The sequence below is a fragment of the Euzebyella saccharophila genome (assembly GCF_014855495.1).
GTDB classification, from domain to species: Bacteria; Bacteroidota; Bacteroidia; order Flavobacteriales; family Flavobacteriaceae; genus Euzebyella; species Euzebyella saccharophila.
On sequence record NZ_JACYFJ010000001.1, the window covers coordinates 556,466 to 570,323 of the forward strand.

The window sequence follows — 13,858 nt, forward strand, 5'->3', positions numbered from 1 at the left end:
AACTAAACCATGCGCAAAATACTATGGCCCTTGTTGCTCTTTATGGGCATCATAACCACAAAAGCCCAAGAGCTCAACTCTCCACAGCTCTCCCAATATTTGGCGGACAATCCCTTTGTCCTGTCCCCTGTATATGCAGGTATTGGAGATCACGTTAAAATTAGACTTAACGGACTTACGCAGTGGGTAGGTATTAAAGATGCTCCGCAGACCCAGTCATTGGCAGCTGATATGCGTTTGGGAGAAAAATCAGGTATCGGTGTGTTTTTGTACAATGATAAAAATGGATATACCAAACAACAAGGTGCACGTGTTTCTTTTGCCCACCACTTAACCTTGGATCGTTATGACGATGAATTCTTATCCTTTGGTATTTCATATAATTTTAACCAATTTAGGATTGATATCGATGAATTTATCGATGCTAATTTAGACCCAGGGGTCATCAACAATAGACAGACCAGCAACCATAACTTTGACGTGGGTGCCATGTACCGCTATGGTAAATTTTACCTTAGTGCCAATGCCTCCAACCTATTAGGTAAAGACCCCAGTAATTTTACATTTGACGCAGATGAGCCCAACGAGCTTAGAAATTACTATGTGTATACAGGGTACAGATATAGAAAGAACAAAAATTCCGATCTAGAAATCGAACCCTCTTTACTTTTCAAAGTTTTTGAGAGTGATGGTCGTTCAGAAACCGATTTAAACCTAAAATTTAGATGGTATGATTTTGAAGACTACTATTATGCAGGTGTTAACTATCGTTTCTTAAATGACCAAATAGGTAGTCCATTATACATTGCACCTTTTGCGGGTTTAAAGAAGAACAACTTCTACTTTGGTTATTCGTATCAAATAATACTTAATGAAATTATTACGTATAGTACAGGTACCCATGTTGTTACTATAGGAGTAGATCTTTTTCAAGGTTTGAGTAACTGTCGTTGTACATACTAAGCAACTTTCTTACAGGCTATTTTATACCCAACCTTTTAGGAGTTTAATGTAATTTTGCAAAAAATTATCCATCTTGGGAAAAGTTAAAGTAGAGAACATTCGGGTATATGCCCATCACGGATGTTTAAAGGAAGAAACTGCTATTGGTAGCGAATACAGGGTAGACATTTCCGTTGATGCCGATCTTACCAAGGCATCGGTATCAGACCAATTGTCAGATACTGTAGATTATGTGCATATCAATCACATCGTTAAAGAAGAAATGAAAATACCTTCCAAACTGTTGGAACATGTAGGGCATAGGATTATCACCCGAATTTTTAACGAAATTTCCGTTGTAGAGGCCGCACAGGTGTGGGTATCAAAAATTAATCCGCCCATTGGTGGGGATGTAGAAAAAGTTACCATTGTTCTAGAAGAAAAAAGAATCGCTTAGGTTTTACATTATCCAAGAAACAACTTACCTTTGCGCTTGCAAAAGGCATCGTGGCCGAGTGGCTAGGCACAGCTCTGCAAAAGCTTGTACAGCGGTTCGAATCCGCTCGATGCCTCCAAAAAAACCCTGATTTCTAGTAGAAATCAGGGTTTTTCTTTATACAAGTTCTTTATTTTTTAGGAATTAATCAAAATGGCCAAGTTCAATCCTTTCTATGCCATCTTCAATATTGAATTGATCTTTAGGTAAAAAGCCTTTTACGATTAGTACTATTCCACAAATAATTAGAATAACTCCAAGACCTCTTTTTACCCAAGAAATTCGTTCAAAAGTTAGTTTCTTTTTCAATTGCTTGGCTAGCAATATCTTTACAATATCCATGGCAAAATAGGCACCTAACATGCTACCAAAAAAAACGAACAGCCTTTTGGGTTGGTTATCTAAACTAGGGCCAACAACTATCAATAGACCCAACCAAAAAATAAGAACACCAATATTGATGAAATTCAATAAAAAGCCTTTTACCAAAAGTCCCAGATAACTACGTTTACTGGCTTTAATTTTATCCTTGATCTCTTTTTTAGGCTTTTTAAAAAAGGTAATTATTCCATAGACCAAAAGAATGACGCCTCCAAAAACGTATAACCCTGGTTGGTTGCTTAAATTTTCCAATAACTGAAAACTACTAAAATAGGCGATGGCCAGAAAAAGGATATCTGCTATAATAACCCCAAGGTCAAATACCAGCGCCGCACGGAAGCCTCTAATAGCACTGGTCTCCAACAGAACAAAGAAGACAGGACCAATCATAAAGCTTAATAATAAGCCTAATGGAATTGCTGCCTGTACGTCTTCTATCATACTCAAAAAAATTATTATAAATAGACCTTACGGTAATGGACTACTACCGGAGATTTATCATACATAAGATAGGTTGATTATATCCAATTACAGGATAAGATGGTATAAAATTACATACGAGTGACCGTACCACCAAAAACTGTTTTCTCGTCCATTTTAGCCGGATCACCATAAACTAAAACCTCACCGCCTGCTTTAACGGTAGCTTTCACATAATCTGAAGCATATATTTCTGCCCTAGATCCTGCATTTACGTTTACGGTAGAAAATTTGGTCTTTAATTCCTTTCCCTCGTAAATACCACCAGTATTAATGGCAACATCCTGTAGATCTGAAGTTCCTTTGGTAGCTATGACTCCACCGGTAACTGTTTTGATTAAAAGTTGTTCTACCTGGGCATCAATTTCCAGTTCCCCACCTTCCTGCGCCTTTAATTCAAGAACATCCTGTTGAAGTGTTTGTTCACTCGTTATTCTTGCGTCTTCATTAACATCTATGATGACCAATTTATCAGTATAATAAAGATCTACAAAGGTTTTATAGCCACTGAAAATCTTATCCAATTGCATTCGGATTTTTAACACCCCATCATTATTAACAATGGAAACCTTCTGAATATTCTCACCGGTAATTACAGCTTTGTTCGTATCGGATTTAATCAACTTTACGGAAATTCCGTCAAAAGCTTTTACCTCCGTGAACCGGGTAAGTTCCTGTGTTAATTTAGAATCTTGAGCCTGTAGCCGAAGACCGCCAAAAAAAACAAGCGTACATAAAAAGAACTGCTTCATGAGGTTTTTAGGTTGATTTGTTACTGTTAAAACAAAATCTATTCCAAAAAAAGTCCTATTGCCCGTGCTTTCCCAATAGGGAAAAATCCAAATGCCTTTTGATGAGATCGGTATCTTTTACCATGACTACAACTTCATCTCCCAGCTGATAGGTTTTCTTGGTGCGTTCACCAACAATTGCGTATTCTCGTTCATCAAAGATATAATAATCCCCTTTTATATCACTGATGCGAACCATTCCTTCGCATTTATTCTCAATAATTTCTACATAAATTCCCCATTCCGTTACACCACTAATGACCCCAACAAACTCTTGGTCTTTATGGTCTTCCATAAATTTGATCTGCATATATTTAATGGAGTCCCTTTCCGCACTGGCCGCTAAATACTCCATATCCGAAGAATGCTTACATTTTTGTTCGTACACTTCAACTTTGGCAGCATCCCCACCATCCAGGTAATGCTGCAGCAACCTGTGGACCATAACATCCGGATATCTTCTAATGGGAGAAGTAAAATGCGTATAATAGTCAAAAGCCAAACCATAGTGACCAATATTGTCCGTAGTATAAATGGCCTTGCTCATACTGCGAATGGCCAAGGTATCTACTAAATTTTGTTCTTTTTTACCCTTCACATCTTCCAGAAGCTGATTTAAAGAGTTGCTAATGGACTTTTTATCCTTAAAGTTAAGCTTATGACCAAACCTAGAAATTATACCGTTTAAGGCCATTAATTTGTCTTCATCCGGATCATCATGCACCCTGTACACAAATGTTTTCTCCGGTTTTTGCTTTCCTATAAACTCTGCAACTTTTCTATTGGCCAACAGCATAAACTCTTCAATAAGCTTATTGGCATCCTTGGATTCCTTAAAATAAACCCCTACAGGTTCACTTTCCTCGTTTAGATTAAAACGAACCTCCACTTTATCAAAGGATATGGCACCTTTTTGCATACGTTGGTTACGCATGATTTTTGCCAGTCTGTCCATTTCTAGGGTTGCCTCTACAACGTCCTCCGATACAGAATAAGGCTTGTTGGCACGTATGGATACCTCTTCTGGAATATCTCCATTTTTTGTTTCTATGATATGCTGCGCTTCCTCATACGCAAATCGTTCATTGGAATTGATCACCGTTCTACCAAACCATTGGTTCTTAATACCCGCATTTTTATCCAATTCAAAAATGGCAGAAAAAGTATATTTCTCCTCGTGCGGTCTTAAGGAGCATGCGTTATTGGAAAGTACTTCTGGAAGCATAGGAACTACTCTATCCACTAAATAAACCGAAGTGGCACGTTCGTAAGCTTCATCTTCTAAAATAGTATCCGGTTGTAAATAGTGGGAAACATCAGCAATATGAATACCAATTTCATAATTTCCGTTTTCCAAAACCTGAAAGGACAATGCATCATCAAAATCCTTTGCATCCTTGGGATCTATTGTAAAAGTAAGCACCTCACGCATATCCCTTCTTTTGGCTATTTCTACTTCCTTAATGGAAGTATCCAACGTATCTGCAAAACGTTGAACTTCCGTTGGAAATTCATAAGGTAACCCATATTCGGCCAAAATGGCGTGAATTTCAGTATTGTGTTCACCTGGTTTTCCAAGTACTTCGATTACTTTTCCATAGGGAGAATCTACATCATCTGGCCAATTATCAAACTGTACCACTACTTTGTCCCCATCTTTAGCATCTCCGCTTTTTTCTTTGGGAATAAAGAAATCCGTGTACATTCTAAAGTCTGTAGGTCGCACAAACGAAAAGGCTTTTTGCTCTTCCAAAATACCCACGAATTCCGTTTTTTTTCGCTCGAGCACTTTGGTAATCTCCCCTTCCAATTTTTTTCCTTTCCTTCTGGGGTAGACATAAATTTCAACCGTATCTCCGTGAAACGCTTTTTTAATTTTATTGAATGGCACAAAGACATCATCCTCAAACCCTTCTACTATAATATAGGCATTACCGCGTCCTGTTAAATCTACAGTACCTGTATGGTACTTTTTAGTACTCTCAACAGCTCTATATTTTCCCCTTTCTTCTTCTACAATACGGTTAGATTGTTTGAGTTCACCCAATCGCTTGATCAACTGATTGCGATCTTGAGTATTATCTAAACCAAGGTGAGAAGCGATCTGCTTGTAATTATACGTTTTATTAGGGTTCTTCTCTAAAATTGTAAAGATACCTTTGGTAATCTCGTTCTTTCTATGATTTCTAGCTTTCTTCTTTTTCTTGGACATTAAATATTTCTTATATAATGGAAAATTACAAATTATAATCCATTAGCTTCATTTTATCAGTAATCCTATCTTAAGTAATTGTTATCAACATATATATTCATATCATTCTTTTTCTTTTTTAAAATTTAAAATAAAATGATGGTTATAATGGGTTGTTAATAATGGTTAAAAAAAAATGGTAGGAAACTTGCTGTAAACAGATTCAAGAAGTTATTGACAATCTTTAAACGATTAAGAATACAGTAAATCAGCTAATTAAATTTCTTATGAAAAGAGGTTGATAACAACTTTAAACATGAATTTTTTGAAAACTAAAGGTAAAATTAGTGTTAATTAAGTGTGTTTATTGTTTGAAAGTTGAATGTAAAATTGAAATAAAATAATTTGTGGTCTTTAGCCGGAGTTTATAAGGGGATATTAGGACGAGAAAACAAAATTTAAGATCCAGAATTTTTTGGTAGGTTATTAACAATTAATAAACCTTGTGGATAGTACAAATAAACAATGAGGGTCTCAAGGATTCAAACTATTGTTGTGAACTGTAGCTATTGTGTGGTGAAGCTGTTCTATTTTGTACATTTGTAGAGGTTTTATTAGAAATATTAAAAACCTTTTATCTTATAACATAACACCTTAGAAAAGATGAAAATTTCCATTGGTAATGACCACGCAGGAACGGAGTATAAACTGGCCATAGTAGGAATGTTAAAGGCTATGGACATTGATGTTCAAAACTATGGTACGGACGGTACGGATAGTGTTGATTACCCAGATTTTGTCCATCCTGTGGCAGATGATGTTGAAAACGGAAAAGTGGATTTTGGCATTATCGTTTGTGGTAGTGGTAACGGTGCTTCCATGACCGCCAATAAACATCAAAAAGTAAGGTGTGCCCTTTGTTGGAACAAAGAAATTGTTGAATTGGGTAGGGAACATAATGACGCCAATATTCTAAGCCTACCAGCTAGATACATTTCCCTTCCGCAAGCATTGGATATGGTAAAGACTTTTCTAAATACAGAATTTGCAGGCGGGAGACACGAACGTAGAATTGAAAAGATACCTTGTGTATAGTTGACCATTATCCGCAATTTAGTCTACTAAAATTTGATGCCCTAGTTTTGGGGTTTATTTAACCGTTGTCTCGAAGGCAACAGGTTATCTTTGTTTATGGGGCATTCACATCATAACCATGTACATAGTCATACGGAGTTAAGTGGAAAAAATTTACTCATTTCCATTTTTCTAAATACACTAATTACGGTTTTTCAAGTAATTGGTGGTCTAATTTCCGGGAGTCTTTCACTGTTATCGGATGCCTTACACAATTTTAGTGATGTACTCTCCCTTATCGTCAGCTACATCGCCAATTTATTATCTAAAAGAAAGGCATCAGCCAATAAAACCTTTGGATATAAAAGGGCGGAAATTATAGCTGCTTTTGTAAATGCCGCCACCTTGTTGATTGTTTCGGTCATTTTGATAATTGAAGCGGTAGAGCGTTTTCTGAATCCACAGCAAATAGAATCCAATCTGGTTATTTGGTTGGCACTTTTGGGTATACTAGCCAATGGGTTTAGCGTATTCCTTCTTAAAAAGGATGCTGCAAGCAATATGAACATGAAATCTGCTTACCTACATTTACTTACGGATATGTTGGCATCCGTGGCTGTTTTGATAGGTGGTTTACTTATGAAGTTCTACAAAATCTATTGGATAGACCCTTTGCTTACTCTAGGTATAGCAATTTATCTTATTTATGTAGGATGGGATTTGTTAAAGGAATCTACGCGGGTTTTAATGCTATTTACACCAAACACCATTCAGGTACAGGATATTGTGGATAGCATAGGAAAAATGGACAGCATAAAAAATGTGCATCATGTGCATATTTGGCAATTGAATGAGAACGAGGTGCATTTAGAAGCACATTTAGATTTTAATGAAGACATTAGTTTATCTCAATTCGAATCTATCTTAGAGGAAATAGAAGAGGAGGTTTTTCATAAGTACGGCATTAACCATGTAACCATACAGCCGGAATATGGCAAACCTGATAGCAAACATATAATTGTGCAGGATTAAATGGTAATAGAAGCGAAATCTTTTGATGAATTATCGGTTGAAGAAATACACGATATTTTTAAACTTCGAAGTGAAATTTTTGTGGTTGAACAGGATTGTGTATACCAAGATATTGATGGTAAGGATGAAAAGGCGGTACATGTAATAGGTAAAAAACGAGGTGAAATAATTGCCTATACCAGGGTTTTTAAAGGAGGGGACTATTTTCAGGAAGCCTCCATTGGAAGGGTTGCCGTTAAAAAGTCGGAACGTAAATATGGTTACGGAAAGGATATTGTAAAAGCTTCCATTTTGGCTATTGAGAATCATTTTTTAGAAACAACTATTAGAATATCGGCGCAGCTTTATTTAGAGCGATTTTATCATGATTTTGGATTTCATCAAGTGGGAGAAGGGTATTTGGAAGATGGAATTCCCCATATAGCAATGCTATTAAACAAGTAAAGGCCGCAAATGCAGCCGGTAGAGGGAAAGAAAAATTAGAGAAATACCTATTTAAATTTTAATAGGTTCCTTGTTACTAAGGTTGATATCCTGTAGCATACTATCCGTAAACTTGTAATGACCACGAGTGGTAATTATACGGAAACGATTGGAATTCATTCGGCTTAAGGTATCCAAAAACAACCACTTGGTCTTCAATAACCGCGGTTTTTCAGATTTTAGGCTAATTTCAAAATAGTACTTACGGCCATTTTTAACCGCTACTATATCTGGGGTAATGGTAGTTTCTGCACCCCTGCCCTTTCTTACGTAGGATTTGGGGGTATCATACCCATCCATATCGGCTTTGATATTCTCAAAACCTGTGGCCTCCAAATGATTGATTGACTTCTCTAAAAATTCCTGATTTTCTGACTTTTCTACTTTTACCATACCTTCTAAAATAGTTTTTTTTAGCAAATACACAAAAACGAGGAGCTGATTAACAGTAGTTTAAGATTATTAAAAAGATTCAAATGAAGCTGCTTCATTTTTAATTAACCAACCAGACGGTCGGTTTTTGAAGTATTATTTTTCTGCGGTGTACCCGCCATCATAGGAGATTGGAGACTTTCATTAGATGAATTGCACAAGTACCCATGTGAACTTAATTGATATATATTTTCACCGACTAGCTAGTCGGTGAAATTTTTAGGTCAATCTTTTAGCGATACCCATTTCTACTAGAAAATCGAGCTTTAAAATTAGATTCAAAGGCTTTTCAGCCTTGTTATTTGAAGACAGGTAGAGATATCCTTGTTTTCTATGATGAAGTTGTGGTATAATTTTTTTACCGTGAACTAAATCTGAATGATAAAAGGTATTCTGGTCAATTCCTTTGTCAGATAAAAAATGCAGTAGTTTGTTACGATTTACAAACGTTATTTTACAGGAAGTGAATTTGTTGGGTTCGTCTTCATAAATGGCCGTAACCAAAGAATAAAAATGGGTTTCTTTTTTTGTATCAAACAACCAACCCATTCTTATTTTATCATTTTTAAAGTAGTTTATCTCAAAAGCGAACGTGGGTAGGTCATCATTAATATAATCCAGTTGCGCCTTTTCATCAACATTATAGGATATATTGGTGTTTCTTTGGGTCAATACCAAGTCAATACCCTTTAGCTGTTTTTTTAGATCACTCTCTCTTTGGAACGAATAGTTTTGTAAATAGGTCTTATAATAGCAATCTAGTAAGATTTGTAACCTTTGTTCCTTTTGCAAATCTTCCTTAAAATTACTTTTTAGATTCAAGACTTAAATTTTAATTTTTCGATAGAGCGTTTCGGCAATTTTTTCAACCACACCAACCACCAGGGCATTGCCCATAAAAAAGGCTCTTTTTGTATCGGTAATTCCTTCTAACTTGGTGTGATTATCAGGAAACATATTTAATCTTTCCAGTTCTACAGGAGTCAATCGCCTGAGTCCTTTTTTAGTCTGTACTACATGTTTGAACCTGGAAGGAGATTTACCGCCCTCCCCGGTAATAATGGTTCTTGAGGCATTATCCAGAGCATCTGGAAATATCATTCCCCCTTCACTATAGTTATAGGTATATCCGTTTTTAGCGGTTCTTGTTTCCTTTTTGGCACCTTTAAGGTATTCCCATTTGGGATAGTCTTCTTCGGGTATATAAAATACCTCCGGTATATCTCCATTTTGAAGAATCTTCCCTAAGCTCATATAATCGCCATGATAATCTGCTTCGGTTTTCATGGTATATGCCTTTCCGTTGATAAAGACTCCGGAATTTTGAAAGGGGGATAGTTTTTTTCCTTTGTTAAAATTATCTGATAGGCTCACCAAATCATCTTCAATAGGCACTTCCATAGGTCTCTTCATCGAGTTTTTCAAAGGAAAAGCTTTTGCCATGGTACCATTGCTTTGTACCCATTCCTTTTTATCACAAGTATTTATTTGCTTATAAACTTGGGTAGATTTGTGATAGCCCAGAAAAAAAACGCGCCTTCGGCGCTGTGGCATTCCATATTCCGCAGCGTTTATTACGCGCCATTCTACGGCATAGCCCAAGTCATCCAAACTTTTGAGCATGATGGCAAAATCCCGTCCCCTTTGTGAGGAAGGAGATTTTAAAAGGCGGTCTACATTTTCCAGAAACAGGTAGGGTACCGGTTTTTGTTGATCACTTAAAATACGATGGATGCTCCACCACAGCACCCCCTTTTTACCAATAAGACCTTTTGAATTCTGTAAGGTAGTGGCCACGGAATAATCCTGGCAGGGAAATCCGCCTACCAATAAATCGGCCTTGGGAACGTCCTCGATGGGCACTTCAGCAATATCTTGGTTGGAATGATTTTGTTCACCAAAACGCGCTTCATAGACCATAGAGGCATGTTGGGTTTTGGTGCTGGGTTCCCATTGATTGCTCCAAACAACCTCAAACTTCCCGTTTTTTTCAAGTCCTAGCCGGAAACCGCCCACACCAGCAAAAAGTTCTATAACTTTGAATTTCTCCATGGAGACCAAAGTTAACTAATTTGATTTCGGAAAAGGAATGATGGATAAAGCAAAGAGTGGAAGGGTTTTATTGAAAATGTTGATGTGTATTGGCTTTATAGCTGTGATAGCTTGCGAGGGCATCACTTCTCGAGAACAGGTTTTCCTAAATAAAATAAAGGAGGTACGAAAAGAATTTGCACCCGATAAAAGAACGGTTCTTTTTGACGTTCATGTTTATACTGACCGTAAAAAATACTTGATTACTGGCGAAAGCAACAGTGCCGAGGCCTTACATGCGCTAAGGAAAGAACTTAAGGAATCCGATTTTGATTTTACAGACGAGCTGCGATTGTTGCCTGCCAAAACTTTGGGAGATACCGTACAGGCAGTAGTTAACATATCTGTTGCAAATTTACGGAGCAACCCAAAACATTCCGCAGAACTTGCCACACAGGCTACCTTGGGAACACCGGTAAAGGTACTTAAAAAAGAGGGGGGATGGTTCTATATTCAGACTCCTGATAAATATTTATCCTGGGTAGATGACGGTGGAATTCAATTGATGAATTCAGATGATATGAAAGCCTGGCAAGCATCATCCAAAATAATTTATACCAAAACCTACGGTCATTCCTATGCCAATGAGGCCAAGGACGGTATTATTTCAGATTTGGTGGCAGGAAATGTGCTCGAGGTGGAGTCCGCTACCGATGAATTTTTTGAAGTGTCCTATCCCGATGGAAGAAAGGCTTTTGTAGTAAAGTCCGAGGCGGAAGACTATAACCAATGGATCGATCAAATGAATCCAACAGTTGAAGATTTGGTTAGCACTTCAAAGGAATTAATGGGTGTTCCCTACCTATGGGGAGGAACTTCAACAAAGGGAATGGATTGTAGCGGGTTTACCAAAACCATTTATTTTTTAAATGGAATGGTTATTCCTAGGGATGCCTCACAGCAAGTACATACGGGTAAATCTATTGATTCAATCCAGAATTTTGAAGATTTGGAAAAAGGAGATTTATTGTTTTTTGGTCGAAAAGCTACCGACTCTACTGCTGAAAAGGTGGTGCATGTTGGTATGTGGATCGGTAATAATGAATTTATTCATGCCTCCAATATGGTTCGCATCAGTAGTATAGATCCAGAGGCCTATAATTTTGATGAATGGAACCGAAACAGGTATTTGAGAACCAAACGAATCTTAAAGGAAAAGGACCCGGATTTAATAGATCTTACCCAAATACCGCTATTTAAAGAATAACGGTTTGTCCCGTCCTAAAGGATTTGTCCGCTGCCAATACAATGCGCAAACTATTGATGGCGTCCCTTAGGTGGTCGCTTAAATCAATATCATCGGTTATCGCTTTTAGAAAATATTCTTGTTCCAAACGGCATAGGGCATCATGGTCCGGTTCATCAGAGGTGTCCAATAGTTTATCGGGTTCCGTAAAATTTCCCTCCCTATCCGTAGCGCTGTAATGTAATCTTAGGGATCCGGTTTTGGAGTGGCTGTCTACATCGTCAGAATCGCCTTTTGCCTCGTCAATAATGGAAACACAACCTTTGGGCCCAATTATATCCTTTACAAAGAAGGCCGTTTCACTCATCATAGGACCCCATCCTGCTTCATACCAACCAACGGAACCATCTTTAAAACGAACCTGCAACTGTCCGTAGTTGTACATGCTCTTATCTATTTCTTCCGTAAGACGGGCCCCAATGGCGCTTACACTGACCGGAACGGATTGGGTCATCAAACACATCATATCCACATAATGAACCCCACAATCTACAATGGGAGACATAGATTTCATCAATTGTTTATGTGTATGCCAATGGCCACCTGAACTTTGTTGGTTAAGATTCATTCGCATGACCAAAGGTTTCCCAAGGTTACGGGCAATTTCTACGAATTTTTCCCAAGCTGGATGAACTCTTAGAATATAGCCAACCACCATCTTTTTTCCCCTTTCAGCCGCAAGTGCAACCAGTGACGTGGCATCTTCTACCGTTAATGCCAAAGGCTTTTCAACAAAAACATGGGCGTTGGCGATCAGTGCCATTTGTATATAAGCAGAATGTGTATCAGGATAAGTATTTATGGATACCGCATCTGGCCGGGTGGTATGTAAGGCTTCTTGATAGGAACTAAAAGTGGGGTAGCCACCTAATTCTTTAGATAGTCTTTCCCTACTTTCTGGAGTACGGCTTACTAACCCAACAATTTCAAAGCCATTTAATTGATGATAGGCCCTGGCATGTGAGGTTCCCATATTACCACAACCTACTACTAAAATTTTAATGGTCATTTTAAAAATAATTAGGCTTAAAATTAAGAATTGTAGGTAATTTTAATGAATATACTTCTAGTATAGGCTGGAAAAACAACTTTGGCGTACCCCTCAAAACAAGAAAGCCTCTCGATTTCTCGAAAGGCTTGTCGTTGCATCTGTGGTCCCACCTGGGCTCGAACCAGGGACCACCTGATTATGAGTCAGGTGCTCTAACCAACTGAGCTATAGGACCGGTCATTTTCAAAATGTCATCGCCAAAGATGGACTATGGCAGAAAATGAGCGCAAATTTAAGTATAAACGGCAACTACGCAAAATTTTGTTCTTCGTTTCTATAAAAAAGAAAGATTTAATCATCATTTTTAATTTCTTGACAAAGCTCTATAAGTACCCCGTTGCAGGATTTTGGGTGAACAAAGGCTACCAATTTATTATCTGCCCCTTTTTTGGGGGAGTCATCGATGATATCAAATCCTTCCTTTTTTAATCGGATAATTTCCTTGTAGATATCGGTAACCAAAAAAGCAATATGGTGAATTCCTTCACCCCTTTGTTCTACGAATTTGGCTATAGGGCCCTGTTTATGGGTAGCTTGCAACAGTTCAACTTTACTATCCGCAGTTTTAAAGAAGGAGGTAAGGACTCCCTCTGAGGCCACCTCCTCTATTTTATAATGGGAAACCCCCAGTATCTTACGGTAAACCTCATTGGCCTTCTCCAAGTCATTGACAGCAATACCTACATGCTCTATTTTTTTCAAATTTGCCATTATATTTTATGCTGTAAGCTCATATCTTCCTAATTTACATTTAATTCTGCGTATTTTTGCCCAATGGAAACACAAAGACAGAAAAAAATAGCGGGTGTTATACAAGAGGATATGGTAGATATTCTTCAACGTGCCGCAAAGGATGGAGGATTGCAGGGTACATTGATTTCCGTAACCAAAGTAAAAGTAACTACGGACTTATCAATTGCCAAGGTCTATATAAGTATATTTCCCAACAAACAGGCAACAGAGCTTATGGAAGGTATAAAATCCAACCAACCTCTAATAAAGCATGAGCTTGCCCAAAGAACCCGAAACCAATTACGCAGGGTACCCGAACTTCTTTTTTATTTGGATGATTCCATAGAGTATATGGACAATATTGAAAAATCCCTAAAAGGAAAGGATGATCCCATACAGAACAGGGAATTGTTGGAGAAAAGAAAAAAACTATAGG

The 13,858-nt window shown here is 37.6% G+C and carries 15 protein-coding genes and 2 tRNA genes; 8 read left to right on the plus strand and 9 right to left on the minus strand.

Going from position 1 to position 13,858, the window contains the following annotated elements; genetic code table 11:
• The first annotated feature begins 9 nt into the window (after positions 1-9).
• The 3 genes from IL355_RS02240 (at position 10) to IL355_RS02250 (ending at position 1,517) form a co-directional block, all read left to right on the plus strand.
• Entirely contained in the window at positions 10-963 is a 954-nt protein-coding gene (locus IL355_RS02240) for a PorP/SprF family type IX secretion system membrane protein (RefSeq protein WP_192460576.1), read from the plus strand.
• Between the two features lie 73 nt (positions 964-1,036).
• The gene (folB, locus tag IL355_RS02245; RefSeq protein WP_192460577.1) at positions 1,037-1,399 is read left to right on the plus strand and encodes a dihydroneopterin aldolase; all 363 of its coding nucleotides are present in this window, start codon (positions 1,037-1,039) and stop codon (positions 1,397-1,399) included.
• 44 nt (positions 1,400-1,443) lie between these two features.
• Positions 1,444-1,517 (plus strand) — tRNA-Cys (locus tag IL355_RS02250).
• A 65-nt stretch (positions 1,518-1,582) separates the two neighbouring features.
• Here IL355_RS02250 and IL355_RS02255 read toward each other — a convergent pair.
• The 3 genes from IL355_RS02255 to rnr all read right to left on the minus strand — a co-directional run bounded on the left by IL355_RS02255 (position 1,583) and on the right by rnr (position 5,302).
• Positions 1,583-2,260, minus strand: a complete 678-nt coding sequence (locus tag IL355_RS02255) for a LysE family translocator (protein ID WP_192460578.1) — start codon at positions 2,258-2,260, stop codon at positions 1,583-1,585.
• Positions 2,261-2,370: 110 nt separating this feature from the next.
• Positions 2,371-3,051, minus strand: a complete 681-nt coding sequence (locus IL355_RS02260) for a head GIN domain-containing protein (RefSeq protein WP_192460579.1) — start codon at positions 3,049-3,051, stop codon at positions 2,371-2,373.
• A 55-nt stretch (positions 3,052-3,106) separates the two neighbouring features.
• Positions 3,107-5,302, minus strand: coding sequence for a ribonuclease R (gene rnr / locus IL355_RS02265; protein WP_192460580.1), 2,196 nt, complete (start codon positions 5,300-5,302; stop codon positions 3,107-3,109).
• A 642-nt stretch (positions 5,303-5,944) separates the two neighbouring features.
• Between rnr and IL355_RS02270 the strand changes: the two genes are divergently transcribed.
• From IL355_RS02270 to IL355_RS02280, 3 genes are all read left to right on the plus strand, one after another.
• Positions 5,945-6,376 carry an RpiB/LacA/LacB family sugar-phosphate isomerase gene (locus IL355_RS02270; protein WP_187458085.1) on the plus strand — a complete coding sequence of 144 codons (432 nt, stop codon included), beginning with the start codon at positions 5,945-5,947 and terminating at the stop codon, positions 6,374-6,376.
• 96 nt (positions 6,377-6,472) lie between these two features.
• Complete coding sequence (locus IL355_RS02275) at positions 6,473-7,387, plus strand: cation diffusion facilitator family transporter (RefSeq protein WP_192460581.1); 915 nt, start codon at positions 6,473-6,475, stop codon at positions 7,385-7,387.
• Positions 7,388-7,831 (plus strand): GNAT family N-acetyltransferase, encoded by a 444-nt coding sequence (locus IL355_RS02280; RefSeq protein ID WP_192460582.1) that lies wholly within the window; start codon positions 7,388-7,390, stop codon positions 7,829-7,831.
• Positions 7,832-7,882: 51 nt separating this feature from the next.
• Here the strand turns inward: IL355_RS02280 and IL355_RS02285 are convergent, their stop codons facing one another.
• The 3 genes from IL355_RS02285 to dcm form a co-directional block, all read right to left on the minus strand.
• Entirely contained in the window at positions 7,883-8,263 is a 381-nt protein-coding gene (locus IL355_RS02285) for a hypothetical protein (protein ID WP_192460583.1), read from the minus strand.
• Between the two features lie 258 nt (positions 8,264-8,521).
• Positions 8,522-9,124 (minus strand): hypothetical protein, encoded by a 603-nt coding sequence (locus tag IL355_RS02290; RefSeq protein WP_192460584.1) that lies wholly within the window; start codon positions 9,122-9,124, stop codon positions 8,522-8,524.
• A gap of 3 nt (positions 9,125-9,127) precedes the next feature.
• Positions 9,128-10,354, minus strand: coding sequence for a DNA (cytosine-5-)-methyltransferase (gene dcm / locus IL355_RS02295; protein ID WP_192460585.1), 1,227 nt, complete (start codon positions 10,352-10,354; stop codon positions 9,128-9,130).
• Positions 10,355-10,391: 37 nt separating this feature from the next.
• Between dcm and IL355_RS02300 the strand changes: the two genes are divergently transcribed.
• Entirely contained in the window at positions 10,392-11,600 is a 1,209-nt protein-coding gene (locus tag IL355_RS02300; RefSeq protein WP_192460586.1) for a C40 family peptidase, read from the plus strand.
• Here IL355_RS02300 and IL355_RS02305 read toward each other — a convergent pair.
• From IL355_RS02305 to mce, 3 genes are all read right to left on the minus strand, one after another.
• On the minus strand, positions 11,590-12,648 hold the full coding sequence (locus IL355_RS02305; RefSeq protein WP_192460587.1) for a Gfo/Idh/MocA family protein: 1,059 nt from the start codon (positions 12,646-12,648) through the stop codon (positions 11,590-11,592). The genes IL355_RS02300 and IL355_RS02305 overlap by 11 nt on opposite strands.
• 143 nt (positions 12,649-12,791) lie before the next feature.
• Positions 12,792-12,865: transfer RNA gene (locus IL355_RS02310), tRNA-Ile, on the minus strand.
• Between the two features lie 116 nt (positions 12,866-12,981).
• Positions 12,982-13,392 carry a methylmalonyl-CoA epimerase gene (gene mce, locus IL355_RS02315; RefSeq protein WP_192461324.1) on the minus strand — a complete coding sequence of 137 codons (411 nt, stop codon included), beginning with the start codon at positions 13,390-13,392 and terminating at the stop codon, positions 12,982-12,984.
• Between the two features lie 72 nt (positions 13,393-13,464).
• Between mce and rbfA the strand changes: the two genes are divergently transcribed.
• Positions 13,465-13,857, plus strand: coding sequence for a 30S ribosome-binding factor RbfA (rbfA, locus tag IL355_RS02320; protein WP_192460588.1), 393 nt, complete (start codon positions 13,465-13,467; stop codon positions 13,855-13,857).
• The last annotated feature ends 1 nt before the right edge of the window (position 13,858 follow it).

Coding starts and splice junctions, on each gene's coding strand:
- IL355_RS02240 (WP_192460576.1), top strand. CDS start 10: ATGCGCAAAATACTATGGCCCTTGTTGCTCTTTATGGGCATCATAACC.
- IL355_RS02255 (WP_192460578.1), bottom strand. CDS start 2,260: ATGATAGAAGACGTACAGGCAGCAATTCCATTAGGCTTATTATTAAGC.
- IL355_RS02260 (WP_192460579.1), bottom strand. CDS start 3,051: ATGAAGCAGTTCTTTTTATGTACGCTTGTTTTTTTTGGCGGTCTTCGG.
- rnr (WP_192460580.1), bottom strand. CDS start 5,302: ATGTCCAAGAAAAAGAAGAAAGCTAGAAATCATAGAAAGAACGAGATT.
- IL355_RS02270 (WP_187458085.1), top strand. CDS start 5,945: ATGAAAATTTCCATTGGTAATGACCACGCAGGAACGGAGTATAAACTG.
- IL355_RS02275 (WP_192460581.1), top strand. CDS start 6,473: ATGGGGCATTCACATCATAACCATGTACATAGTCATACGGAGTTAAGT.
- IL355_RS02280 (WP_192460582.1), top strand. CDS start 7,388: ATGGTAATAGAAGCGAAATCTTTTGATGAATTATCGGTTGAAGAAATA.
- IL355_RS02285 (WP_192460583.1), bottom strand. CDS start 8,263: ATGGTAAAAGTAGAAAAGTCAGAAAATCAGGAATTTTTAGAGAAGTCA.
- dcm (WP_192460585.1), bottom strand. CDS start 10,354: ATGGAGAAATTCAAAGTTATAGAACTTTTTGCTGGTGTGGGCGGTTTC.
- IL355_RS02300 (WP_192460586.1), top strand. CDS start 10,392: ATGATGGATAAAGCAAAGAGTGGAAGGGTTTTATTGAAAATGTTGATG.
- IL355_RS02305 (WP_192460587.1), bottom strand. CDS start 12,648: ATGACCATTAAAATTTTAGTAGTAGGTTGTGGTAATATGGGAACCTCA.
- rbfA (WP_192460588.1), top strand. CDS start 13,465: ATGGAAACACAAAGACAGAAAAAAATAGCGGGTGTTATACAAGAGGAT.